Source organism: Vibrio tetraodonis (assembly GCF_003350295.1).
Classification (GTDB): Bacteria; Pseudomonadota; Gammaproteobacteria; order Enterobacterales; family Vibrionaceae; genus Vibrio; species Vibrio tetraodonis.
Window position 1 is genome coordinate 131,360 of record NZ_QLYY01000018.1, and the last position, 25,881, is coordinate 157,240.

The 25,881-nt window shown below is 42.6% G+C and carries 25 protein-coding genes; 9 read left to right on the plus strand and 16 right to left on the minus strand.

What is annotated here, in order from left to right; all coding sequences use genetic code 11:
- Nucleotides 1–8: 8 nt before the first annotated feature.
- The 3 genes from leuC to DPF90_RS14375 all read left to right on the plus strand — a co-directional run bounded on the left by leuC (nt 9) and on the right by DPF90_RS14375 (nt 2,910).
- Entirely contained in the window at nt 9–1,409 is a 1,401-nt protein-coding gene (gene leuC / locus DPF90_RS14365; RefSeq protein WP_114787027.1) for a 3-isopropylmalate dehydratase large subunit, read from the plus strand.
- A gap of 12 nt (nt 1,410–1,421) precedes the next feature.
- A complete protein-coding gene (gene leuD / locus DPF90_RS14370) occupies nt 1,422–2,024 on the plus strand; it encodes a 3-isopropylmalate dehydratase small subunit (RefSeq protein ID WP_114787028.1) in 603 nt (200 codons plus the stop codon).
- Between the two features lie 103 nt (nt 2,025–2,127).
- Nucleotides 2,128–2,910, plus strand: coding sequence for a DUF547 domain-containing protein (locus tag DPF90_RS14375; RefSeq protein WP_114787029.1), 783 nt, complete (start codon nt 2,128–2,130; stop codon nt 2,908–2,910).
- A 72-nt stretch (nt 2,911–2,982) separates the two neighbouring features.
- Here the strand turns inward: DPF90_RS14375 and folA are convergent, their stop codons facing one another.
- The 4 genes from folA to rplU form a co-directional block, all read right to left on the minus strand.
- Nucleotides 2,983–3,462, minus strand: coding sequence for a type 3 dihydrofolate reductase (folA, locus tag DPF90_RS14380; RefSeq protein ID WP_114787030.1), 480 nt, complete (start codon nt 3,460–3,462; stop codon nt 2,983–2,985).
- Between the two features lie 168 nt (nt 3,463–3,630).
- On the minus strand, nt 3,631–4,803 hold the full coding sequence (gene cgtA, locus DPF90_RS14385; RefSeq protein WP_114787031.1) for an Obg family GTPase CgtA: 1,173 nt from the start codon (nt 4,801–4,803) through the stop codon (nt 3,631–3,633).
- A gap of 275 nt (nt 4,804–5,078) precedes the next feature.
- Nucleotides 5,079–5,336, minus strand: coding sequence for a 50S ribosomal protein L27 (rpmA, locus tag DPF90_RS14390; RefSeq protein ID WP_004409945.1), 258 nt, complete (start codon nt 5,334–5,336; stop codon nt 5,079–5,081).
- 20 nt (nt 5,337–5,356) lie between these two features.
- Complete coding sequence (rplU, locus tag DPF90_RS14395) at nt 5,357–5,668, minus strand: 50S ribosomal protein L21 (RefSeq protein ID WP_008072988.1); 312 nt, start codon at nt 5,666–5,668, stop codon at nt 5,357–5,359.
- 268 nt (nt 5,669–5,936) lie between these two features.
- Between rplU and ispB the strand changes: the two genes are divergently transcribed.
- Nucleotides 5,937–6,908, plus strand: a complete 972-nt coding sequence (ispB, locus tag DPF90_RS14400; RefSeq protein WP_114787032.1) for an octaprenyl diphosphate synthase — start codon at nt 5,937–5,939, stop codon at nt 6,906–6,908.
- A gap of 329 nt (nt 6,909–7,237) precedes the next feature.
- Here the strand turns inward: ispB and DPF90_RS14405 are convergent, their stop codons facing one another.
- Nucleotides 7,238–7,606, minus strand: a complete 369-nt coding sequence (locus DPF90_RS14405; protein WP_114787033.1) for a NirD/YgiW/YdeI family stress tolerance protein — start codon at nt 7,604–7,606, stop codon at nt 7,238–7,240.
- A gap of 419 nt (nt 7,607–8,025) precedes the next feature.
- Entirely contained in the window at nt 8,026–9,435 is a 1,410-nt protein-coding gene (locus DPF90_RS14410; RefSeq protein ID WP_114787034.1) for a flavin monoamine oxidase family protein, read from the minus strand.
- Nucleotides 9,436–9,681: 246 nt separating this feature from the next.
- Between DPF90_RS14410 and DPF90_RS14415 the strand changes: the two genes are divergently transcribed.
- Complete coding sequence (locus DPF90_RS14415; protein ID WP_114787035.1) at nt 9,682–10,101, plus strand: VOC family protein; 420 nt, start codon at nt 9,682–9,684, stop codon at nt 10,099–10,101.
- 80 nt (nt 10,102–10,181) lie between these two features.
- On the opposite strand, the gene DPF90_RS14420 is transcribed toward DPF90_RS14415, so the two are convergent.
- Nucleotides 10,182–10,970, minus strand: a complete 789-nt coding sequence (locus tag DPF90_RS14420; RefSeq protein WP_114787036.1) for a DUF1835 domain-containing protein — start codon at nt 10,968–10,970, stop codon at nt 10,182–10,184.
- A 174-nt stretch (nt 10,971–11,144) separates the two neighbouring features.
- Here DPF90_RS14420 and DPF90_RS14425 point away from each other — a divergent pair, with 174 nt between their 5' ends.
- On the plus strand, nt 11,145–11,684 hold the full coding sequence (locus DPF90_RS14425) for a redoxin domain-containing protein (RefSeq protein WP_114787037.1): 540 nt from the start codon (nt 11,145–11,147) through the stop codon (nt 11,682–11,684).
- Nucleotides 11,685–11,707: 23 nt separating this feature from the next.
- On the opposite strand, the gene DPF90_RS14430 is transcribed toward DPF90_RS14425, so the two are convergent.
- From DPF90_RS14430 to DPF90_RS14440, 3 genes are all read right to left on the minus strand, one after another.
- Nucleotides 11,708–12,325 (minus strand): hypothetical protein, encoded by a 618-nt coding sequence (locus tag DPF90_RS14430; RefSeq protein WP_114787055.1) that lies wholly within the window; start codon nt 12,323–12,325, stop codon nt 11,708–11,710.
- A 257-nt stretch (nt 12,326–12,582) separates the two neighbouring features.
- Nucleotides 12,583–14,412, minus strand: a complete 1,830-nt coding sequence (glmS, locus tag DPF90_RS14435) for a glutamine--fructose-6-phosphate transaminase (isomerizing) (RefSeq protein ID WP_114787038.1) — start codon at nt 14,410–14,412, stop codon at nt 12,583–12,585.
- A 101-nt stretch (nt 14,413–14,513) separates the two neighbouring features.
- Nucleotides 14,514–15,275 (minus strand): DeoR/GlpR family DNA-binding transcription regulator, encoded by a 762-nt coding sequence (locus DPF90_RS14440; RefSeq protein WP_114787039.1) that lies wholly within the window; start codon nt 15,273–15,275, stop codon nt 14,514–14,516.
- Nucleotides 15,276–15,705: 430 nt separating this feature from the next.
- Between DPF90_RS14440 and pykF the strand changes: the two genes are divergently transcribed.
- Nucleotides 15,706–17,118, plus strand: coding sequence for a pyruvate kinase PykF (gene pykF, locus DPF90_RS14445; protein WP_114787040.1), 1,413 nt, complete (start codon nt 15,706–15,708; stop codon nt 17,116–17,118).
- Nucleotides 17,119–17,285: 167 nt separating this feature from the next.
- Complete coding sequence (locus DPF90_RS14450; protein WP_114787041.1) at nt 17,286–17,945, plus strand: GntR family transcriptional regulator; 660 nt, start codon at nt 17,286–17,288, stop codon at nt 17,943–17,945.
- A 44-nt stretch (nt 17,946–17,989) separates the two neighbouring features.
- On the opposite strand, the gene DPF90_RS14455 is transcribed toward DPF90_RS14450, so the two are convergent.
- From DPF90_RS14455 to epd, 5 genes are all read right to left on the minus strand, one after another.
- On the minus strand, nt 17,990–18,682 hold the full coding sequence (locus tag DPF90_RS14455; protein ID WP_114787042.1) for an oxidative stress defense protein: 693 nt from the start codon (nt 18,680–18,682) through the stop codon (nt 17,990–17,992).
- A 206-nt stretch (nt 18,683–18,888) separates the two neighbouring features.
- On the minus strand, nt 18,889–19,755 hold the full coding sequence (gene mscS, locus DPF90_RS14460) for a small-conductance mechanosensitive channel MscS (protein WP_114787043.1): 867 nt from the start codon (nt 19,753–19,755) through the stop codon (nt 18,889–18,891).
- 211 nt (nt 19,756–19,966) lie between these two features.
- Nucleotides 19,967–21,043 carry a class II fructose-bisphosphate aldolase gene (gene fbaA, locus DPF90_RS14465; RefSeq protein WP_114787044.1) on the minus strand — a complete coding sequence of 359 codons (1,077 nt, stop codon included), beginning with the start codon at nt 21,041–21,043 and terminating at the stop codon, nt 19,967–19,969.
- Between the two features lie 146 nt (nt 21,044–21,189).
- Nucleotides 21,190–22,350 carry a phosphoglycerate kinase gene (locus DPF90_RS14470; RefSeq protein WP_114787045.1) on the minus strand — a complete coding sequence of 387 codons (1,161 nt, stop codon included), beginning with the start codon at nt 22,348–22,350 and terminating at the stop codon, nt 21,190–21,192.
- A gap of 145 nt (nt 22,351–22,495) precedes the next feature.
- Nucleotides 22,496–23,536, minus strand: a complete 1,041-nt coding sequence (gene epd, locus DPF90_RS14475) for an erythrose-4-phosphate dehydrogenase (protein ID WP_114787046.1) — start codon at nt 23,534–23,536, stop codon at nt 22,496–22,498.
- Between the two features lie 225 nt (nt 23,537–23,761).
- Between epd and DPF90_RS14480 the strand changes: the two genes are divergently transcribed.
- Nucleotides 23,762–25,405 (plus strand): hypothetical protein, encoded by a 1,644-nt coding sequence (locus DPF90_RS14480; protein WP_114787047.1) that lies wholly within the window; start codon nt 23,762–23,764, stop codon nt 25,403–25,405.
- A gap of 38 nt (nt 25,406–25,443) precedes the next feature.
- Here the strand turns inward: DPF90_RS14480 and DPF90_RS14485 are convergent.
- Nucleotides 25,444–25,881, minus strand: a 438-nt coding sequence (locus DPF90_RS14485) for a transketolase-like TK C-terminal-containing protein (RefSeq protein ID WP_275895336.1), incomplete at its 5' end; no start/stop codon positions are given.

A 25,881-nucleotide genomic window follows, 5' to 3' on the forward strand; every position in this document is an offset into this window, starting at 1 on the left:
AAGCAATGATGGGTAAAACACTGTACGAGAAAGTCTACGACGCGCATGTGGTCGTAGCAGCAGAGGGTGAAAACCCAATTTTGTATATTGACCGACATTTAGTTCACGAAGTGACCTCACCTCAAGCTTTCGATGGCTTACGTGAAAAAGGGCGTCAAGTACGCCAAGTGAATAAAACATTCGCCACCATGGACCACAACGTTTCGACTACAACCAAGGACATTAATGCCTCTGGTGAAATGGCACGTATCCAGATGGAAACTCTTTCTAAAAACTGCAAAGAGTTTGGCGTAACCCTTTATGATATTAACCACAAATATCAAGGTATTGTGCATGTCATGGGGCCAGAGCTAGGCATTACTCTCCCTGGAATGACCATTGTATGTGGCGACTCCCATACTGCAACTCATGGCGCGTTTGGCTCTTTAGCCTTTGGTATCGGTACCTCTGAAGTCGAGCATGTACTTGCGACTCAAACACTAAAGCAAGCTCGCGCCAAAACCATGAAAATTGAAGTCAAAGGTAAAGTTTCTCCCGGTATTACTGCAAAAGACATAGTATTGGCCATCATAGGTGAAACCACAGCGGCTGGCGGCACAGGTTATGTGGTTGAGTTCTGCGGAGAAGCGATTACCGACCTTTCGATGGAAGGCCGAATGACAGTTTGTAACATGGCCATCGAACTAGGCGCTAAAGCTGGCTTAATTGCCCCCGATGAAACAACATTTGAATACATCAAAGATCGTAAGTTCTCTCCACAAGGCGAAGACTTTAACGCTGCGGTAGAGTATTGGAAGACTCTTAAAACCGATGATGATGCCAAGTTTGATGCGGTAGTTACGCTTAACGCGGCCGACATCAAACCTCAAGTTACCTGGGGGACAAACCCTGGACAAGTAATTGCTGTCGACCAACCCATTCCGACACCGGACAGTTTCGCTGACCCTGTTGAAAAAGCCTCTGCCGAAAAAGCACTCGCCTACATGGGATTAACGGCAGGTAAAGCGTTGTCTGACTACCCAGTTGACAAAGTCTTCGTTGGGTCTTGTACCAACTCACGTATCGAAGACATGCGCGCAGCAGCAGCGGTTGCTAAAGGTCGCAAAGTTGCCTCTCACGTTCAAGCATTGATTGTTCCGGGTTCTGAGCAAGTTAAGGCACAAGCGGAAGCAGAAGGTTTGGATACTATTTTTAAAGATGCAGGCTTTGAATGGCGTCTTCCAGGCTGCTCTATGTGTCTGGCAATGAATAACGATCGTCTCGGACCTGGGGAGCGCTGCGCGTCTACATCAAACCGAAACTTTGAGGGTCGTCAGGGCCGTGATGGTCGGACCCACTTAGTCAGCCCAGCAATGGCAGCAGCAGCGGCCATCGCGGGTCACTTTGTCGATATTCGTGATTTAGATTGAGGAGAATCTTAAATGTCAGGTTTTAAACAACATACAGGCGTAGTGGTTCCTCTTGATGCGGCAAATGTCGACACTGATGCGATCATCCCCAAACAATTTCTGCAAAAGGTGTCTCGCCTTGGTTTTGGTAAACACCTTTTCCATGATTGGCGATTTTTGGATGATGCAGGAGAGCAGCCAAATCCTGAATTTGTCATGAATCAAGCACGCTATCAAGGCGCTTCAATTTTGCTGGCGCGTGAAAACTTTGGCTGTGGTTCATCAAGAGAGCACGCCCCTTGGGCTCTTGCGGATTACGGCATCAAAGCTATGATAGCTCCAAGCTTTGCCGACATATTCTATGGTAACTCAATCAATAACCAAATGGTTCCGGTGAGACTTACCGAGCAGCAAGTCGACGAGATATTCCAATTCGTAGAGGAAAACGAAGGGGCGCAAGTTGAGGTCGACTTAGAAGCCAATTTAGTTCGAGCCAATGGTAAAGAGTATTCATTTGAAATTGATGAATTTCGCAGACATTGCCTGCTAAATGGACTCGATAATATCGGCTTGACCCTGCAACATGAAGACAAGATTGCTGATTATGAGACTAAAATACCCTCATATCTAAAGTAGGCATCTCCTATAAAAGCTGGTCAACGCCAGCTTTTTTCTTTTTGAAAGTTCTTAATCAGATAGTCGGTCTTAACTCATATCGCCGTGATTAATAGGACTGAACATGAAATTCTTTCTTCCCTTACTTCTCGCTATCGTATCTTTTAGCACCTTTAGCGCGCCTAAATCAGAACTTTGGCCTTATTGGAACAAAAGTAATGAGTCCAATACTACAGTTATTGATCACCAAGCTTGGCAACTGCTGCTCGACCAGTATTTAGTCACTAAAGGCGACTACACCCTATTTAAATACTCATCTGTCAGTGCCAAAGATAAGCAAATGCTTACCAATTATCTTGAAAGATTGGCCAAAACAGACCCTCTTTCACTCAATAAAGCGCAGCAATATGCTTATTGGGTCAACCTGTATAATGCGATTACCGTTAAGCTGATATTGGACGACTACCCGGTCAAATCCATTACCAAACTTGGCGGCTTGTTTAGTTTTGGGCCGTGGGGCGATGATGTGATCACCATCAATGGGAAAACTCTAACACTAAACGATATCGAGCACCGAATTTTGCGCCCTATTTGGCAAGATCCTAGGACTCACTATGCGGTGAACTGTGCAAGTTTAGGCTGCCCTAACCTTCAGCATAAAGCGTTCACAGCAGACAACACAGAAACACTATTAGAACAAGCAGCGAAAAGCTTTATCAATAGCGATAAAGGAGTGCTGCTCAATGACAATGGTGCTCAACTCTCTTCCATCTACGATTGGTTTAGCGAAGATTTTGGCGATAGGGCTCAGCTTATCAAACATTTAAGTCAATACAGGCCAGAGCTAGGCACCATAAGTGGCAAGATCAGCTACGACTATGATTGGTCACTAAATGAAGTCAAATAGAACTGAAACGGATTGGTAGTGTGCCTACCAATCCTAAGATCGATACAAACGCTCTTTCAGTCACTCACTGGGTTATTTTTCTAAAACCACAAAGCGCATGTTGTGAGCGTTTTTCTCATCTGCTAGGTAAGTTTCAGAGTAGGTTTCTTGGTAGTCGTCACTCCACTTGGGAAAACAAGTGTCACCCTCGACCTGAGTATCTATGTAAGTAATATAGAGTTTGCTGGCTATCTTCAAGCACGCTTGATAAATCGCTCCCCCGCCAATGATCATAATTTCCTCAACATCACCTGCAAGGCTCAATGCATCATCAATAGAGGTCGCCATAGTGACGCCATCGAACTTGAGACTGGTATCTCGACTAATCACAATATTTAAACGACCAGGTAAAGGACGCCCAATAGATTGGTATGTTTTACGACCCATGATAACAGGCTTGCCCATAGTACAGCGTTTAAACCATGCAAAATCCGCTGGTAAGTGCCATGGCATTTGGTTGTCTTTGCCTATTACACGATTATCTGCCATTGCGGCGATCATACTGATGATCATTGCTATTACCTCTTACTAACTCTGCTCTTATTAGTTTGCGGTGGTAGAATAACAATCCCTCACGCGATAAGCCAATGACCAATTAAATCATAACCACATATGGGCAAGGAAGTTCTCACAAAAAAGCCGCTATGTCAGTGACATAGCGGCTTGAAAACAAAGTTTAGGTTAATCTCGAACATAGACGACATGGCCGTCATCATCTTCGTCGTCCCAGTCATCCCAATCGTCGTCATCTTCGATGATCACATTTTTACCAGCCATGGCATCTTTGTGGTAATCATCCCACATGAAATCGACTTTTTCTTCCTCGCTCACTTGCTCTTCTTCACGAGGTAATTTCTCCATAAAGTCAGCCAGCTTGTAGCAAAGCTCTTTTGTACCTTGTTTATTCACTGCTGAAATTTTGTAGTAATCCTCTTCCCACCCCAAGGCGTCAAGTATGTTTTGGATAATTTCATCTGCTTCTTCTGCAGGCATAAGATCAACTTTATTAAAGATCAGCCAGCGTGGCTTATCTGCCAATTTCTCACTGTATTGCTCAAGCTCATCGATAATGGTCAGTGCATTCTGCACCGGATCAGATTGATCAATGGGCATAATATCGATCATGTGCAATAGAACACGACAACGCTCAAGGTGTTTTAAGAAACGGATCCCAAGACCAGCACCATCTGCAGCACCTTCGATAAGGCCTGGTATATCAGCAACAACAAAACTTTTCTCTGGGACAACACTCACCACACCAAGACTTGGAATCAAAGTGGTAAATGGGTAGTCTGCCACCTTAGGCTTAGCGGCGGACACAGCACGTATAAAGGTTGATTTACCAGCATTGGGTAAACCTAACATACCGACATCGGCTAGAAGTAGCAGCTCTAATCTAAGCTCTCTGATTTCACCTTTGGTTCCCAATGTTTTTTGACGAGGAGCGCGATTAACGGAAGATTTGAAACGAGTGTTACCCAGTCCATGCCAGCCACCTTTAGCCACCATCACTTTTTTACCGTGCTCCGCCACTTCAGCAACAATTTCATTGGTATGTATATCAACAGCGCGCGTACCCACAGGAACACGTAATACCTTGTCTTTACCACGCTTACCAGTGCAGTTGCCACCGCGACCATTTTCTCCACGCTCCGCTTCATAGAAGCGCTGGAAACGGTAATCAATCAAAGTATTAAGGTTCTCATCGGCTTGGATGTAGATATCACCACCATCACCACCGTCACCACCATCGGGGCCACCCTTTGCAACAAATTTCTCTCGCCAGAAACTTACCACACCGTTACCACCGTCTCCGGCTTGAACCTTAACTACCGCTTCATCAACGAATTTCATCTCTTACTCCGCCCACTTGCTACATCTCGTAGTCGTGTTGCAAACCTCATCCATAGAGCAAATTGACCCAATATGAATGATATAAATTCTAGCAGATGACGAACTTGGGGCGCTTGCACGCACTCAAGTTGCTTCTACTTATCAGGAAATATACTAAGGCACTTTAGAAAAAAACACCTTAGTATCAACTCCCTAACACCATAAATAAAAAACCCCGCCAAACTGGCAGGGCTTTTGAATTCAGCTAGAAACCTAATTCTTGCTCTTAGCGAGAATTACTCTGCTTCAATGCTTACGAATTTACGGTTCTTAGGACCTTTAACTTCGAACTTCACTTTACCTTCGGTAAGAGCGAATAGAGTGTGGTCTTTACCAATACCTACGTTTGTACCAGCATGGAACTTAGTGCCACGTTGACGAACAATGATGTTACCTGCAAGAACAGATTCACCACCGAAACGTTTAACACCAAGGCGTTTGCTTTCTGAATCGCGGCCGTTACGAGTAGAACCACCAGCTTTTTTGTGTGCCATTGTTAAGCTCTCCTAATCAATTAAGCGTTGATACCAGTGATCTTCACTTCAGTGAACCACTGACGATGACCCTGTTGCTTACGAGAGTGCTTACGACGACGGAACTTAACGATTTTAACTTTATCGCCACGACCGTGTTGTACAACTTCAGCAACTACTTTGCCGCCCTCAACAAGAGGAGCGCCAACTTTAACGTCTTCACCGTTAGCAACCAAGAGAACTTTATCGAACTCTACAGTTGCACCAGTTTCTACGTCTAATTTCTCTAAACGAAGAGTTTGACCTTCGCTTACACGGTGTTGTTTACCACCAGATTGGAAAACAGCGTACATATCTTACTCCGCTTTTTCCGCACAGCCTTATGCGTATTTTATGCATTATGGGTGTGCGCTAAACTAATCATCAATAGGGCGCAGATTCTACAGAAGAGATGCACCTATGACAAGCCATATTTTTAAAAAGTTGGCGAAAAGCTAATCGCCAGATAAAAGTGCAGCAATCATGCCTTTTAGCCATGTATTTATCAACGTTTTTTAGTGTATTATCCACCCATAAAAATAATTAATGACCTTAAAGATTCTAACTTCACTCGGATTTATAATGGATTTTAAAACTATCCAAACACTCACTGCTGGCGATATGGCAAAAGTGAATGAAACAATTCTGGCCCAGCTCAATTCTGAAGTTTCCTTAATCAATCAGCTTGGGTTCTATATCATAAGTGGTGGTGGCAAGCGCATTCGTCCTCTTTTGGCCGTGTTATCAGCCCGTGCTCTAGGCTATCAAGGACAAGATCATGCAACTGCTGCGGCCTTTATTGAATTTATACATACCGCCACTTTGCTCCATGATGATGTGGTTGATGAGTCAGACATGAGGCGTGGTAAAGCGACAGCAAATGCCGCTTTTGGTAACGCTGCAAGTGTCCTAGTCGGCGATTTTATTTATACCCGCTCTTTCCAGATGATGACAGAGTTAGGCTCGATGCGTATCCTCAAGTTAATGAGTGATGCTGTGAATATCATCGCCGAAGGTGAAGTATTACAGCTGATGAACTGTAATGATCCAAACACGACCGAAGACAGTTACATGCAGGTTATCTACTCAAAGACTGCTCGTCTGTTTGAAGCGGCTACCCAAATAGGAGCCATACTCAATAGCGCGACAGATGAAATAGAAATAGCCTTGAAAAATTATGGCAAGTATCTGGGCACTGCATTCCAGTTGATCGATGATGTGATGGATTACACCTCTGATGGAAAAGAGATGGGTAAAAATGTCGGAGATGACCTGGCTGAAGGTAAACCAACCCTGCCACTCATCTATGCAATGAGTAAAGGAAATGGTGAGCAAAGAGAAATGATCAGAGAAGCCATCGAGAAAGCCAATGGTATGGAGAAACTCGATACAATCATGGAAGCACTAACCGAGACGGGAGCCTTAGACTACACAAGGCAAAAAGCTTATCAAGAAGCAGACAAAGCCATCGCAGAGCTAAGCGTGCTACCTGACTCCCCCTACAAGCAAGCATTAGTCACACTTGCACATATGTCGGTGCATCGCACAACATAGTACAAATGTAGATAACGGGAACATAACGTTCCCGTTTTCTACTATACGTAAGCAGCAAGGCGAAGGTTTACTGACTAGAGGATGCTAACTTGAACAAAGTCTTTGCCTTGTTTTGGTTAGTAAAACATCTTCCCCCGCTTTTTTAAATTAGCAGTAAATTGATTGCCGACAAAATGCGGTAGGATATTTTGCGAGCAAACTATTTGTTATGTCTAGCAACAATGATGCGTTTCACCGTTAACCTTTAATAAGTCACAAATAATCTGCCCACCGATAATAACTATTACTTTATTGTTCAAATGAGTATAATCAGATTGTTATTACCCAGCTCAAAGTACTCTCACAGCATCAACGTCAATCTTAGTGGCGCCTATTAGCTTTTTATCGACCTCGCCGGAAATCTGCACCTTAGTCTCGGGCGTTGCCTTTTGACCCAACCATTTGTCATGGTCAATCTCGATAGTAATTTCTGCAGTACCATCAGTGAAGGTATACATTTCCCCACCTAACGAAGCTTTTATTTTTCCAGTTAAGGTTACTGGAGTATCATCACTGGCCTCTTTTGCTTGTTGAACAGTTGAAATACCATGGCTAGGACCACTAAATCCTACATTACTTTGCGGCCCTTCAAAACCTTGAGCATAAAGAGTGGCAGATGCCGAAAGTGCCAAAACAGAGATAATTAATTTCGTTTTCATTTTTACTTCCTACTTTGTCATAAGTGTGTTCAATCTAACCTTCCTTGACTGAATAGAAAATGAATGGGTTTGTTATATTTGATTTTTTATCATTTATTTAAAAAATTAACATTGAGAACTAACAACTCGTTCGGTTTTGCCACTTAAGTTTGTTTTTAATATCTTTATTCATAAATTTGTTAGGATAAAAAACATAAAAAGTCACCCATAATCAACAACTAAGAGATTTAAGATATTGAGCAAACAAGCGCGCTTATGGAAAGTTTCCCCTTTGCAGGACATAACGTTGAATCAGGCACATCGGAAGGAAAAGTAGTTCAGCCTCCAACAACTGAAACGTAAAATTAAACATTAAAGCGCGCTGGAAACAGCGCGCTTTTTCTATTATCTATACCTATCCTTGCGAGTGTTTTGTCTATTTATTGGTTAGCAATCTGATTGGCTACACGAATACCACTTCTTACCGCGCCTTCAAGATACCCGACATATTCAACCGCGGTATGCTCGCCAGCAAAATACACCTTACCTGCTGGCTCTAAAAAAGCGTTCCAATGGCGAGTTATCTGATTTGGCCCGTAAGCAACAAAGCCTCCCATGACATAGGGCTCATTATGCCAAGCATAGACAGAACCATATTCAAAATGCTGGCTAGAGCCAGGGAACATCACTTCCATCTGTTCCAATCGATTATCTATAATTGCTTTATCCGTCCATTCTTTTTGTTGACGCGCAAAGTCACCAGATGTGAACGCAATAAGCACTCCTCCTTCTCCTTTTTGACGCTCAGAACCTTCCCAAACCCAGCCGATAGGTAACTCAGAAATAACATCGCCTCCCATCCCACGCTCTAACCAAAACCGCTTACTGTATTTAAGTAACACTTTTACATGAGAGCCGTAATTGATGTCATTCACCGCCTCTTGCTTTTCTTGCGGCAGTTCTGGCCGAAATTCAATTTTATTCAATACTGTTAGAGGAACCGTTACAACAGCAACATCGGCCTCAAACTCTTTATCCCGCACACTCACCATCACTCCATCGTCACCTTGACTGACTTTTGTCACTGGATGATTAACAAGCACTGGTCCTTTAATATGATCAACAAAGGCATTGGCAAAGGCGCGAGTACCTCGCCCAAAGCGCTTAATTTCTATTTTATCATCATCGACATTTTCATAGACTTTCGCTTGATGAGATAACCAGAGTAGGGAGATCTTCTTTGGCTCGTCATACTCACCGCGTATAGCGTGTTCTGCCAAAACTTGCGCGGAGGGCAACAAATCCAAACTCTCTATCCATTCTTGTGCTGTCATTTTATCCAAACGAGCAGCATCAGGTGCTAAAGCTGGGTTGGTCGAGTCTGGTATGTTGTCAGCCAAGTTATCGAAAGCTATATGAAAGCGTTCTAAATCTTTACTTACTTCAGGAGGATAAACTTTTTCAAAGTCACTATAGTGAGTCAACTTATTGTCTAGAAAGTAAGCCCCTTTCTCAACTTCATCACTGTAGCCAACATCGACAATCTCTACGTCAAACATTTCCGCATAACGAAAGACTTCAGTGTGTACACTTTTATCATCGAGAAGCTCTCCTCCAGTTTCCGCATGCTTATCACCCATATCAGCGGTCGCCGTTCGACCACCAACACGATCTTTAGCTTCCAAGACAGTAACTTGATAGCCCTTTCTCTCGAGTTCGTAAGCTGTCGTTAATCCAGATAAACCTGCCCCAATCACTATTGCTTTTTTGTCGTCACTAGCCATGGAATGAAAAGAAATAAAATAACAACTACTCATAATAATGAGTTTTTTAAATAAGGAAGAAAACATATAACCAACCTATTGCATATTAAGTTCATCAGCAGAATATTGGCAGTCAGTTTCTTAATTAATCAAATTTAGCTTGTTTTGTGATCAAAAAGGCCAGCAGTGACCCAAAACCAGATCAGCTTTCAACTTACTAGTTCTAGCATCGATAAAAAGTTAATTAGTGCTTTACCTCAACTTAACTTTAGGTTTTATGCTACTCATTGTAGATAAAGAATTATCGATAAAAAACAAATCAAGGAGAGCGTTATGATGGGGTTAGAACACGTTAATTTAGTAGTAAAAGACATTGCAGAAATGCTGAAATTCTATCAAGCCGCATTTCCACATTGGAAGATCCGAGATCAAGGGCAAGGCACTTGGTCTGGAAAACCTAGAAACTGGATGCATTTTGGTGATGATTATCAATATTTGGCGTTCAGTGATCATGGTGAGGGGGAAAACCGGGATTTATCTGGACACCAAGTAGGGTTAGCACACTTTGCCTACGTCACTAGTAATATTGATGCGGTTATTAGCCGGTTGCTCAAAGCTGGCTACCCGATAGCAAAAGACGGGGCTGATGATCCTTATCGCAAAAATATCTATTTTCTCGACCCTGCAGGGTTTGAAGTCGAGTTCGTTGAATACCTCAGCGACGAGCCAAAGCTGCGCAATTTATCGAGCTAAGCCATAGCCATAGCCATATGACAAATAGCGCAGAGGTCTATGCTCTGCGCTTTAAACAAGATAATTTTCGTTTAAAAAGTCTAACTAAACGATACCAGCGGAGGCTGAGGCTCAGGGCCTTCCACTGCAAAATAGCACACCTTGCCCTCACGGCGCAGCATATCCAAACGCCAAAATAGGAATTCACATGCCATAAACCCTTTATACTCTCCCATTACTTCACCAACCACTTGAGCAACAGAGTCTTTACCAAGTTGCTCTACTTTAGCTAATAAATATTGATCCCAATAGGTTTCAGGATGTTGGACAATATCTCCATTACTATCAAGATCTCGATATCCTCTATCTCGTAAACGCCAATCAGCCCATAACGAAGAAAGCTCCGCTCGTTCATTGTTGCCAAGCTCTTTTGAAACAAGTGGAACAAGTTCCTTGGGTTCACACATAGCTACCGCATACTGGCCAAGATACTCATCCTTTACTTGATGAGTAATATCCATCACAAATAAAGGCGTTTTAGGGTCAGCGTTATGGGCTAACATAGCTAACATCAGCCTGTCTTGAGCGGTATTGCCCACCCAAACCACGATAGGTGTTTGCTCCTTTAGAACCGCAAGGATAGTACTCTGGCAAGTTAAACCTGACTCTGCGATCGCATCATCATCCCCTTGCTCATACCACCACTGAGCGTTCCAAACTGTCTTCCACCAACTAAGACGCTTTTTCTCACCATCTTCAAGCCCTTCCATAGGACCAAAACGTAAATCATCAAAAAATGGATATATCTCATGTTGCTGTGAAGCTAGCTTATTACGCATTTTAAGAGCGCCAGCAGCACTATCCCCCCAGCAGATATAGCGATATGACATTATTTACCTCACAAACCATTCAGACAAATAGAGAATAACAAGAGCAACAAATAATAAGGCAAATAAATGTTAAGGTTTATAAGGTCTAACCCCTAGTTTTTCATGGTTGAATAGCCATTTTTTATCTTCTATCTTGTTGGTTCATACACTGTGAACTCAAAGTTAGGACGCAAGATGGCATATTCACAAAAACTCAAAGCAGGCGATACTTTCCCCAATATCCAAGTAGCGACATTGGACGGTCAGCTGGTTACACTAGGCCAAGCAGCAGGTGATGCTAACTGGCAAGCTGTGTTCGTCTACCGAGGCAAGCACTGCCCACTCTGTACCAAATACCTCAATGAAATTGAAACCTACAGACAAGCATTTTTAGATGCCGGCGTCGATATTATTGCGGTTTCAGCAGACTCTAAAGAGCAGCTAGAACAGCAGTTATCAAGCCTAACGATAAGCTTTCCAATTGCTTATGGTCTTAGTGAGCAGCAAATGAAAACTCTGGGTCTTTACATTTCTCATCCGCGCTCAGACCAAGAAACAGACCATAATTTTGCAGAACCTGGCTTATTTGTTGTCAATGAGGAGGGAAAACTTCATGTTGTAGATATTTCCAACAACCCCTTTGTTAGGCCTGAACTCGGTGCACTTACTCGCGGACTCGCTTGGATAAAAGATCCAGAAAATAATTACCCGATTCGCGGCGCATTAGATTACTAAAAGGCAGGTAAAAATCGATGGCTCTAATAACTGGAGTCATCAGCTAAGTTATCTCTCTTTGTCTGTTGGTAACTTTCAAGTCGCTCTGCAATATCATGCTGCTGTAAAGAGATCGAATCAAGCGCGCTGGCGGTGGTTTTTATCGCCCCAGCAATTGATGACATATTCTGAGTTGCCTGCACCAATGATGCTTGCATTGGTCTTAGAATACACCAGCCAATAGCAGCAATAATCAATATAATGGCTAGACCTATAGCGCTGATAGTAAGTAACACTTTTAACTGCAAATCATCCAAAAAAATACGACTTTGCGCAGCAATTGATTGCTGGGACTTTTGAAACGCGCTGGGAAGCGATTCCACTGATTGCTTAGACACATCGACGAGCTGATGAAGGCCCGTTATGGTTTGCGTGAGAGTTGCTTTTTGCTCCGGCGTCAAGTTATCGCTACGGGCAATTTTATCAAGCGCATCACCAATATGTTCTAGTGACTGATTGGTATTGCCCAAAGCCTTCTCAATCCCATCCAGCTCTAAACTCATATTAACATTGATAAACGCATCGGCCTTACCATCCTCAACCGGCTGCGCAGCCGAGAAGCCGCTTACAAAAGTAAAGATGAAAACTAACGCCCAATTCATAGAGATCCCTAAAAGCAAGTATACGTAGTTAATGTCTTGGTTCAGCAGCAACTTATCTAACAAGTACGCCTCTATAAGAGCATACCTTAATACAGAACTTTCGGCGGACTAAGATATTCAATTATGGGCTGGTTTGTGGCCTGCGTAGCGCTAGTTTCATTGATAGTCATTTACAAAGCAAAAATGACAGTGTTTACCTAAGCAAACACTGCCATCTTATTATCTGACTACAAACAATAAAATGGAGGATTCACGCCCTACTCCACTGTCACAGATTTGGCTAAGTTACGTGGCTGATCGACATCTGTACCTTTGATCAAGGCAACGTAGTACGAAAGTAGCTGTAGTGGTAAGGTATAAACGATAGGAGCAATAAACTCATCGCAATGAGGCACGTTGAGCACTTTCATCGTATCATCACTTTCAAATGACGCTTTGTCATCAGCAAATACGTACATCAGGCCGCCACGTGCACGCACTTCCTCTACATTAGACTTAAGCTTCTCCAACAGCTCGTTGTTAGGCGCAACAACGATAACTGGCATTTCAGCATCAATAAGTGCTAATGGTCCGTGCTTAAGTTCACCGGCAGCATAAGCTTCAGCATGAATATAGGAGATTTCCTTTAGCTTTAGAGCGCCTTCCATAGCAATGGCTGATTGCTCTCCGCGCCCCAAAAATAAAGAATGATGTTTATCAGCAAAATCTTCCGCCAGAGCTTCAATAGACTCAGCCATTGCCAGTGTTTGTTCAAGCTTAGCTGGCAGTGATTGCAGTGCAGAAACCAACTTAGCTTCCTTCTCCGCCCCCATACCATTGTGGTGGCCAATAGCCCCGGCAAGCATAAGCAAGCCTGCAAGCTGCACAGTGAAAGCCTTAGTAGAAGCGACACCAATTTCTGCCCCTGCCTTCATCATATACGCCATATCAGATTCACGTACTAATGAAGAGCCTGGTACATTACATATGGTCAAACTCGCCATATAACCCATTTCTTTGGCAAGACGCAACGCTGCAAGCGTGTCGGCAGTCTCACCAGATTGAGAAATAGTAACCAGCAAAGAATTTTCAAACACATGGGATTTTCTATAGCGAAACTCTGAGGCGATCTCAACGTTACAAGAGACACCTGCCCACTCTTCAAGCCAGTAACGCGCCACTAGACCTGCGTGATAACTGGTACCACAAGCAATAATTTGTACATGTTTAACTTGGCTTAAAAGCTGATGTGCATTGTCACCAAACGCCGATGAAACCACTTGACCATTGGCAAGGCGTCCTTCTAAGGTGCGTTGAAGTGCCACTGGCTGCTCATGTATCTCTTTTAACATGTAATGGCGGTATTCACCTTTATCACCAGCATCATGAGACACTTCGGTTTCTTTTACTTCGCGTTTAACGCTCTCACCATTTGCATCAAATACACTGACTTCACGGCGGGTGATCTCAGCAACATCACCTTCTTCAAGGAACATAAAGCGGCGAGTCACATTCAAAAGTGCGAGTTGGTCAGATGCGAGGAAATTCTCTCCCACACCAAAACCAATCACAATCGGGCTACCAGAGCGCGCCACCACAATACGAGAAGGATCCTTGCGATCCATTGCGACTGTACCGTAGGCACCTTCCAACTGTTTTGCTGTTCTTTGCACCGCTTCAACTAATGTACTGGCTGAGCGCAGTTCCCACTCAACCATATGAGCGATAACTTCAGTATCCGTTTGTGATTCAAACTGATAACCACGAGATTTGAGCAGCTCACGCAGCTCTTCATGATTTTCAATAATACCATTGTGAACTACGGTAATATCACCTGACATGTGGGGATGAGCATTGATTTCAGAAGGCTCGCCATGTGTTGCCCATCTGGTGTGAGCAATACCCGTTCCGCCCACAACCTTGGCTTCATTGACAGCATCAGCCAACTCTTGAACTTTTCCTAACCTTCTAATTCGCGTAAGGCTCGACTCTGTGTCGACAATTGCTACACCCGCTGAATCATAGCCACGGTATTCAAGACGGCGAAGGCCTTCAACTAAAATTTCTGCTACATCTCGTTGTGCTACTGCACCGACGATTCCACACATAAGTAACTCCAATTAATTCATTCTGATAACCAGCAATCAAGCTGACTTAATAATTAAAGGCTCGACAAGCTTTAAGCTAAGCCGTCATTAGCCTGTTGTTCTTAGGTACAAAGTACTTTAACGCCTTGAGACTCAATACTTAGTTTCAACTCAGGGGCTAAATCTTTGTTGGTAATGAGGATATCGATAGAATCCCAAGACAACTCTAAATTGGGAATTTTCCGGCCAATCTTTTCAGACTCGACCATAACAATCACTTCACGCGAGACCTCAGCCATTACTTTACTAAGGCCAACTAACTCGTTAAATGTGGTGGTACCACGCTCGATATCCACACCATCTGCACCAATAAATAACTGGTCAAAGTCATAAGATCGTAGTACTGACTCTGCAACTTGTCCTTGAAAAGACTCAGAATGTGAGTCCCAAGTCCCGCCAGTCATAAGTAGAGTAGGCTCGCTTTCTAACTCATTAAGCGCATTAGCCACATGCAGCGAATTAGTCATGACAACAAGACCTCGCATTCCATCAAGCTGCTTAATTAATGATGCTGTCGTACTACCACTATCGATAACAATTCGGTTGTGCTCACGAATCAACTTGACTGCGGCTTGTGCTAACTCATTCTTACGAATCGAAACATTTTTGCTTAGCTCATCGTTGACAACCTCTTTGGGTAAAGCAATGGCACCGCCATAGCGACGTAAAAGTTGGCCATTTTTTTCCAAAGAAGCCAAGTCCTTTCTGATCGTGACTTCAGAGGTTTCAAATTGAGTAGATAACGCTTCTACACTAACCTCACCTTGCTCATTCACTAGGTGAGAAATCGCATGCCTTCTTAATTGAGTGTTTCGCTTTGACATTTAAATTGCACGGAAAGTTTCAAATCGAAAGAAATTATAACCAATTCGAAAGAAATAAGTCTATTTATTTTTAGATAAAAAATAAAAAATAGCACCAAAAGCTTGTCCTAAGACAATTGTTAAGCAGTGATATTGCAATAAATCAGTGGTAGAATTTGCCACCGAAAAGAAAAAAAATTACAGAATTGAACATTAGTTTTATGTGACGATTCACATATGCTTTGAGGTAATGCGGAATTCAGCGTGTATTACCACAGAAGTTTGGTCATAAAATGACTAAACAAATTGAAAGACTTTCAGTTCTATAGTCGACGATAACATTGATGTGCTCTAAATATTTAGAAAGCTACTCAGGCCAAGTAGATCTTCGACATTAACCAGATAAACGAAATTTCAAATTATAACTATTACTGACCGGAGAATATCTTCCATGAAAAAGACCAAAATCGTATGTACGATTGGCCCCAAAACTGAATCAGTAGAAAAACTCACTGAGCTAGTCAGCGCGGGTATGAATGTCATGCGCCTAAACTTCTCTCACGGAGATTACCAAGAGCATGGCACTCGTATTGCCAACTTCCGTAAAGTAATGGAAAACTCTGGTAAACAACTGGCTATTCTACTTGATACTAAAGGACCAGAAATCCGCACCATAAAACTAGAAGAAGGTAAAGATGTTGACTTAACCGCAGGTCAAGAGTTTACCTTTACCACAGATACTTCAGTCGTAGGTAACAAAAACCTAGTCGCGGTAACATACTCTGGTTTTGCAGCCGACCTTAACCTAGGTAATACTATCTTGGTCGATGATGGCTTAATAGAGATGGAAGTTATTGCCACAACCGCAACTGAAGTGAAGTGTAAAGTACTTAACAATGGTGCTCTCGGAGAAAACAAAGGCGTTAACTTACCGGGCGTTTCTGTCAATCTGCCAGCATTGTCTGAAAAAGATAAAAATGATCTTAAGTTTGGTTGTGAGCAGGGCGTAGACTTCGTTGCAGCATCATTCATTCGTAAAGCGTCTGATGTCAAAGAAATCCGTGCTGTACTAGCCGAGCATGGCGGCGAAGATATTCACATTATCTCTAAGATTGAAAACCAAGAAGGCGTCGATAACTTTGACGATATTCTTGAACAATCTGACGGCATCATGGTTGCACGCGGTGATTTAGGCGTTGAGATCCCAGCAGAAGAAGTGATCTTTGCACAAAAGATGATGATCGAAAAATGTAATCGTGCCCGTAAGATGGTGATTACCGCAACTCAAATGTTGGATTCTATGATCCATAATCCACGCCCAACTCGCGCAGAAGCTGGAGACGTTGCAAACGCGGTAATGGATGGCACTGATGCTGTGATGCTATCTGGTGAGACAGCCAAAGGTAAATACCCTGTTGAAGCGGTAACCATTATGGCTCAAATAGCGAACCGTACTGATGCAGCTTTAAAAGCAGAGCTAGGCTCTCGTTTAGATAGCCCTCGCCTTCGTATCACAGAAGCAGTATGTAAAGGAGCTGTAGATACAGCAGAAAAACTTGCCGCACCGCTTATCGTTGTTGCAACTGAAGGTGGAAAATCTGCGCGCTCAGTTCGTAAATATTTCCCAACTGCCAATATTCTAGCCTTAACTAATAATTCAAGAACTGCTGCCCAGTTAGTGTTAACTAAAGGTGTTAGACCTGTATTAGTTGAGTCAATCAATAGCACTGATGCTTTCTATGTACTAGGTAAAGAGCTAGCGCTTGAGTCTGGCCTAGGGAACAAGGGAGATATCGTCGTGATGGTTTCAGGGGCTCTAGTGGCATCCGGCACAACAAATACAGCTTCGGTACACGTTTTGTAATCACTGGTTACAAACTCATTATCGTTAAAAGGGGGCTATCGCCCTCTTTTTTATTTTTCACTCTTGTCCCTATAATCAGTACGCTGTATTATCGCCCGCAGTTTTGCATACTATGAAATTTATTATATTTTTCATAGTGTTGTATCTATGCATATAAGGATAGGAAAGTGTCTAGCCCAACCTTGACTGATAAAGTCTCGAGAATGATCTATCAAGACATCTTGAGCGGAGAATTTAAGCCCTGTCAAAAACTCGTAGTCGCAGATTTAAAACACCGATACCATGTTGGTGCCTCACCTATCAGAGAAGCCTTAGTCCAACTTTCATGGAACAAGTATGTTAGCTTAGAACCTCAGAAAGGTTGTTGGGTTTCTCCTGTATGTCTAGATGAGCTGGTAGATCTTTACGAAAGTCTTCGCACCGTAGCACCTGTTATGATAAAAAAATCAATACAAATGGGCGGAGAAGAATGGGAGCTCAACGTACTCACGTGTTATCACAAACTATCTCGCCTCAACCCTGATGATGAAAACTTTGATTGGCGGCAATGGGAAGAGCGACAACATGAGTTCCATATTGCTCTTCTTGAAGGTGCTAACTCCCCAAATATGCTTGGATTTTTTAACGACCTGATCAATCAGATCAAACGTTATCGTTATTTTGCTCGCCATACTGGTTTAAGCACATGTCAGTTCGAAATTAACGAGTATGAGAAGATTCTAAAATTGGTGATGGATAAAGAGGCAGATCAGGCGGCAGAGCATTTTGATCGCCACCTTCACTGCTCAATGCAGAAAATTCAAGTCAGTATTGAAAAAGCTGCATAGTAGACTGCAAACGAAAGCACCTCACAGATTAAGATAGAGGTGCTTTAATCCAGTTTATAGATCACATCGACACGATCTCGGATGACGATCGTAGAGTCTTGATAGGTGTTAGATTCGGCTCTCGCATCCATTGCCATAGAGCGCATCAACACCGGCTGGTTGTTAGGTGCATTGTAATCAATACGCCAAACACCACTAATGTCTTTATCAAAGCCTGACGCAAGTGACTTAGCTTTGGCGTTGGCATCCTTGATCGCAGCTTGTCTTGCTTGCTCTTGGTACTTAGCTTGTTCTTTTACCTTTAGCTGCACATTTTGAACCTGATTAATACCAGAATTCAATGCGATATCTAGGTATTGATTAAGATCGGACAGTTGATTAACTGTTACGTTTACTGTTCGAGAAGCTCGATAGCCAACGAGCTCAGGTTGACCACTTTTAGGATAATGGTACTGGGGTGCAATATAAAGATTTGAACTGCTGACATTATCATCACTCATTCCCTGCTCTTTGAGCTGAGCAAGAAAATCGGTAACAACTTTGTCCACGGTTTGCTTGGCTTGTTCAGCAGTCATGGTTGTTTCAACCACTTTCACTGTAAACTCGGCCATGTCAGGTGTTGCACTAACCTCCCCATAACCAGTGGTTTGTAAATGTGGGAAGTCTGGCGTACCCGCATAGACACCAAAACCAGCCAAACATGACGTAACGATAAGTAGACGAGAGATCATCTTCATTATTATTTTTCCTTAATTAACTCGTTCAACCTATCATAGCGCGTAGAAACGGCTTGAGGAGCATTGCCCAATCTTCTGACACAATCTTGACCAATACTCCCTAGACTAATCAGCTTACTTATCAATCTAAATTGAACGTTAAAGCCATGCTAATACTTTATGATGATCAATCTATTCAAAATTAAAAATCCTCTGATTTTGTAGGTTTAGGATTCAACTTTATTGAGGTGGACATCCATTTGGGGAAAAGGTATTTCTATACCTTCTCTATCCAACCCTTCTTTAATCGCCTGCATCAAATCAAAATAAACATTCCAGTAATCACTGGTGGCAACCCAAGGACGAACAACTAGGTTCACAGAAGAGTCAGCTAATGCATGGACACCGACTTTTACCTCTGGATCTTTAAGAATACGGGAGTCAGCTTGGCATATTTGTGTCAGCAAGTGCTTTGTTTTTTGTAAGTCAGCTCGATAGGAAACTCCGATAACCAAATCAATTCGTCTAGTTTGATGACGAGAATAGTTAGTAATAGGTCCACTGATCACGCTGCTGTTGGGCACCACGACCATTTTATTATCAGGAGTAGTAAGAATTGTCTGAAAAATCTGAATCGATTCAACGCTGCCGCCAACACCCGCTATTTGAACATAATCTCCAGATTTAAACGGCCGAAAAGCAACAATCAATACGCCCGCAGCAAAATTTGATAGCGAACCTTGTAGTGCTAAACCAATCGCTAAGCCAGCAGCACCGATAACCGCAACGACAGAGGCAGTCTGTACCCCTATTCGACTAAGAGCAGCTATTAGCACCATGATAAAGAGTAAATAACGAACCAGGGTGTGGATAAAATCAACCACTGCTTTATCCATTCTTTTCTTCTTCAGTACCTTAGAAACACTATTGGCTACGACTTTAACAACAATATTGCCGAAAAATAGTATCAGAATGGCGGAAATTAGGTTCACACCATATTGTATTAAGAGCTCCGAATGCTCATTCACCCAAGTTCCAGCGACACCTAAACCATCAATAATTGGAGTTTCGATCTTCCCAGCACCCTCTGACATAGTCTATTACCTCCAGTAATAATGCTTTTGTTACAGTTGTTTATGAGATAGAAAAAGTATTAGTCCGTTAAACGTATCTAATGGTGACTCGTTTTGCCATTCTTTTTAGTGCGCTCCATCTCATTGCTCAATTAAAGCTAGAAGAAACAAAAAAGCCTGCTCATGATGAGCAGGCTTTGGAATGTAAACAGAGTATCGAAATGGGTCGTTATTATAAAACGTTGACAGCGTTTAGATCTGCGAACGCTTTTTCTAAACGCTTAACCATTGACTCCTGACCTTTACGTAGCCATACGCGTGGATCATAGTATTTTTTATTAGGCGCATCTTCACCAGTTGGGTTACCGATTTGACCTTGCAGGTAATCGTGGTTATCAGCTGAGTACTGACGAATACCATCCCAAGTTGCCCACTGAGTATCGGTATCAATATTCATTTTGATAACACCGTAGCTAATAGACTCTTGAATTTCAGCTTCTGAAGAGCCAGAACCGCCATGGAATACAAAGTTAAGCGCATTTGGAGCAATACCAAATTTCTCCGCGCAGTATGCTTGTGAATCGCGAAGAATTGTCGGAGTCAGTACGACATTACCTGGCTTGTAAACACCATGCACGTTACCGAAAGAAGCCGCAATAGTGAAACGATGACTGACTGCAGTCAACTTTTCATAAGCGTAAGCAACATCTTCTGGAGAAGTGTATAGCTCAGATGCGTCCATATCTGAGTTATCAACACCGTCTTCTTCACCACCAGTACAACCGAGTTCAATCTCAAGCGTCATGTTCATTTTTGACATACGCTCAAGATATTTAGCACAGATTTCTATATTTTCTTCTAGAGATTCTTCTGATAAGTCAATCATATGAGAAGAGAAAAGTGGCTTACCTGTTTGAGCAAAAAACGCTTCGCCAGCATCAAGAAGGCCGTCAATCCATGGTAAAAGCTTCTTCGCAGCATGGTCAGTGTGAAGAATAACAGGTACGCCGTAAGCTTCTGCTACAGCATGAACATACTTAGCACCAGCTACAGCCCCAAGAATTTGGCCACCTTGACCTTCAAGTTTTACGCCTTTACCTGCAAAGAAAGCAGCGCCGCCATTTGAAAACTGAACCACTACCGGAGCTTTTACTTTAGCAGCGGCTTCTAATACTGCATTCACAGAATCAGTACCAACCACGTTTACCGCTGGAAGAGCAAAATTATTCTCTTTTGCTACTTCAAAAACTTTCTGTACGTCATCACCAGAAATCACACCTGGTTTTACGAAATCGAAGATCTTAGACATGGCTGTCATCCTATTTATCTATCGTTTTAAAACAAAACTTATTCGTTTAAATTTTTGCAAACGTTTGCCACAACAAGGCCTATTTTAACAAACAAACGCCTTATATGCAGCAAACAAGAAAGCGGGGAAACCCCGCTTTCAATGAATTATTTAGCGCGAGCTTCCAGCATTTCTACTGCCGGCAGCACCTTACCTTCAACAAATTCTAGGAAAGCACCGCCACCAGTTGAGATGTAAGAAACATCAGTCTTGATACCAAACTTGTCGATAGCTGCTAAGGTGTCGCCACCACCAGCAACCGAAAAGCCTTCAGATTGGGCGATAGCCTCAGATATACCTTTAGTTCCTGCCTCAAAGTTCTTAAACTCAAACACGCCTACAGGACCATTCCAAAGAATAGTCTTAGCATTGTTAAGAATTTCTGCCAGTTCAGCAGTTGAATCAGGGCCTAGATCAAAAATCATATCGTCATCTGCGACATCCGCGACGTTTTTGATTTCAGCTTCAGCGTTCTCATCAAAAGCTTTCGCACAAGCGACGTCTGTTGCGACAGGGATTGCACACTCATCCATCAATTTTTTCGCAGTGTCAACTAGGTCTGCTTCGTACAAGGATTTACCAACATTATGTCCAGCCGCTGCAATAAAGGTATTGGCAATACCACCACCAACAACTAGCTGATCGGCCACCTTTGACAATGACTCAAGTACGGTTAGTTTGGTAGAAACCTTTGAACCACCGACAATCGCTACCATTGGGCGAGCTGGTTTATCCATTGCTTTTGCCAATGCATCAAGTTCGTTAGCCAGCAGAGGACCAGCACAAGCGATCGGTGCATGCATGCCGACGCCATGAGTAGACGCTTGCGCTCGGTGAGCCGTGCCAAAGGCATCCATCACAAAAACGTCACAAAGCGCAGCATAGGCCTTAGACAATGCTTCTTCGTTCTTCTTTTCACCTTTGTTGAATCGCACATTTTCAAGAACGACTAATTCACCTGCATTGAGTTCTAGCCCATCAAGGTAATCTTTGGCTAACTTAACCTCGCAATCTAGAGAGTCATTTAAGTAGTTAACCACAGGTTGTAGAGAGAACTCTTGCGCATAATCACCTTCTGTAGGACGACCTAAGTGAGATGTCACCATCACTTTTGCACCAGCTTCAAGACAGTGCTTGATTGTAGGTAAGGAAGCTAGAATACGTGCGTCAGAAGTCACTTTGCCTTCTTTTACCGGTACATTAAGATCTGCACGGATAAATACACGTTTACCTGCAAGATCCAGGTCAGTCATCTTGATCACAGACATGATGTGTCCTCTCAAATATTAAAAATAAATTTTCCGGTTCAGCAGTTAAGCTCAACCTAACAATTTTTCAAACTTACTTAGATATGGAGATTATCAACATTTATTTCAAGGTATAAAATAAATATATCTCCACTCTATATTGGGTCTATTGTGCCTTATGCATTTCGAGTGCTGTATCTAACATTCGATTGGCAAAACCCCATTCGTTATCACACCAAACCAGCATTTTCACTAAATGGCCGTTACTGACTCGAGTTTGGGTACCATCAACAATCGCACTATGTGGGTCATGATTGAAGTCAATCGAAACAAGCGGAGCTTCAGTATAGTCAACTATTCCTCGTAATGTACACTGAGATGCGTTAACTATGGTTTGATTTATGTCATTAACTTTCACATTTGTATGAACTGTGACACTTAAATCCATAGCTGTGACATTAACTGTTGGAACTCTGACCGAAATAGCTTCAAATTTGTTGGAAAATTTCGGGAATATTCTTTCAATCCCCTTATGCAATTTAGTATCTACCGGTATGATCGATTGACTTGCTGCTCGGGTGCGGCGTAGATCAGTGTGATAGGCATCGATGACTTGTTGATCGTTCATTGAAGAGTGAATAGTCGTAATAGTGCCGGATTCAATTTCAAAAGCATCATCCAAGGCTTTGATTATGGGGACAATACAATTGGTGGTGCAAGACCCATTAGAAACCACCCTATGTTCTGCTATAAGAGTATCGTGATTAACTCCATAAATAATTGTGCTATCAAGATCATGGGCGCCAGGGTGTGAAAAGAGAACTTTCTTTGCTCCCGCTTTAATATGCTCTTGACCATCAGCTTGTGTGCCAAATACACCTGTACAATCTAGGACTAAATCAACCTCAAGATCTCGCCAAGGCAACAAGTCTATCTCGGCAAGATGTAGAATACGAATCGAATCAAACTCGCCAGTACCCTCGTATGGTGCGTCATGGTGTATGTATATGTGCTCTTGGTCATTAGTGACTTTTCGACCAAATCGACCATGACTTGTATCATATTGCAGTAGATGTGCCATCGCATCGGGTTGAGCCAGTTCATTAACTGCAACAACCTTAATTTGCTGATTTTTCCCGCTCTCGTATACCGCACGCAGCACATTACGACCGATACGTCCAAATCCATTGATCGCAACTTTTAACATGGCTCCATCCTCTACAACTTTTGGTGGCACAAATAGTACCCACAATACCTCTATGCCACAAGCCAATATAATTATTGATAGTGAATTAACTCAACTTTGATGTCACTCACAATACGATTTTATCAAGCCCTAAATTCCCCCAAAAACCCAAAAGCATCACTATCTTTTCATCACGAAAATAAGAGTTCTAATAAATAAAATCTCAATAATATCCAAGGAGAAAACATGTGGAAAATGATTGTATTATCATTTTGGTTCATCACTTTTTTAGCGCAAAGCTCTGAGTTGTCTTTTACTCCCATAGCACCTATCCAATGTGACAATCGCCAGGGCATATTTATACGTAACCAAGATAGACCTGTTGAGCCATGGACCAACAACTACCCAGCATCAATCCATACAGGCCAAAGTCTAGCGATCGCAGTCTGCCATCTATACAACCAGGAAGTGAGTGACTTTACTATTGATAAAGGCAGCTTAATTCCACAGTTAATCTCCAATATTGCCCCCAACTCTTCTTTACGAATTGATATCATTAACAGTGCAAATATAACTGTTCACAACACGCTAAAAATTGGAGTTGGAGACAATCAAAACAACCAAAGCGATAATGAAGCAGCGCTGATTAATAACATAATTAAAGGCCCTATCGGTTCAAACAGTAATATACATATTTCAGTGAAAGACTCTGCGAATATCAACCTTCTCTCTTTGATGTCTGAATTAACAATCACTAATGCCAGCTTAATTGAAGAATTGGTCAACATGGAGGAGGAAGACAACTTTCCTGCACTAAATAATTACTTTCATATCGACATACAAAATAGCGCCAATGTGCTTGGCAAAGGAAAAGTCAATCTAGCTGATGGTCAATTAGAAAATGAAACTATCGACTACCTGCTAGATCAAAGCCAAATACACATCCACAAGCACAATGTCGCTAACGTTAATGCTCGTCAGTTAACCCTATTTGATTCTGAACTCTCTGATGAAACTGTAGACACAGGACAAATAAGCCAAAGTAAGATTGATATTTTCTTGAACAATGTGGGTAACGCCAAAAGTCATTCTATCGATATTTCTGATGCAGAGCTTGTTGACGAAGTCATTGACGCGGAGAATATCTTTGATTCTGATATTGAGATTACCCTCAAGCAAGTTGCAAACACTGACAGTCAAACGCTGACGATCCTTGAGGGTGAATTGCTTGATGAAAGCATGGACGCCAATTACATAGACAACTCATCAATCAAGATACATTTGGATCAAGTAGGTAATGTCACGGCAACACAATCAATAAGGATAAGTGAAGGAGAGTTAGTCGACGAAGTTTTGGATGCTGAGACAATTCAATCCACTGATGTCCAAATACGAGCAAAACATACTGGCAATGTCGACACACAGTGGCTCAGCATATATCAAGGAGAGCTTTTAGATGAAATCGTCGATGTTCAGTCAACTCTTTCTTCTGTGGTAAAAATACTCCTGACCAATGCAGGAAACAGCCAAAGCCAAATACTCGAAATAACGGATGGCGAATTAGTCGATGAGGTGTTTGATGGTGAGGAAATACGTTTGTCACAGGTTGATATTGATCTGCACCAAGTCGCTAATGCAAGCGGTAAAGGGGGGATGGGAGCCTCGGTAGGCAGCACCCTCATCCGAAGTGAACTACTCGATGAAGTGTTTGATAGTGAAAATGGTATTTTTCTTAGTCAAGGCAAATTGACTATCTCTCACTCAGCGAATTTAAATACCTTTCTCGCAAGCCTATTTGATTCGCAGCTAGCAGATACTTTTTTAGAAGCTCCGAATAACGATCATATCTCTGTGAAAGTGGAAAACAGCGGCTTGCTCCTCATACCATAAAGCCCCGCATCGCGAGGCTTTGTTTAGCGCAAGATGAATTAATCGAGTAATTCTTTCGCTGTGTTCAGCACATTTTCAGTGGTAAAGCCGAACATCTTAAATAATTCGCCTGCTGGTGCTGATTCACCAAAGGTCGTCATACCTATGATGCGACCATCAAAGCCAACATACTTGTACCAGAAGTCAGCAATACCGGCTTCAATAGCCACACGCGCTGTTACATCTGATGGTAGAACGCTTTCACGATACGCTGCGTCTTGTCTGTCAAAGGCATCAGTCGATGGCATAGACACCACGCGTACTTGCTTGCCTTGCGCGCTTAGCTCAGCCGCCGCATTAACGGCAAGCTCTACTTCGGAACCCGTAGCAATTAAAATAAGCTCTGGCTGGCCTTGGCAGTCTTTTAGGATATAACCACCTTTGGCAATGTTCGCCACTTGCTCTGCGCTGCGCTCTTGCTGCGCGAGGTTTTGACG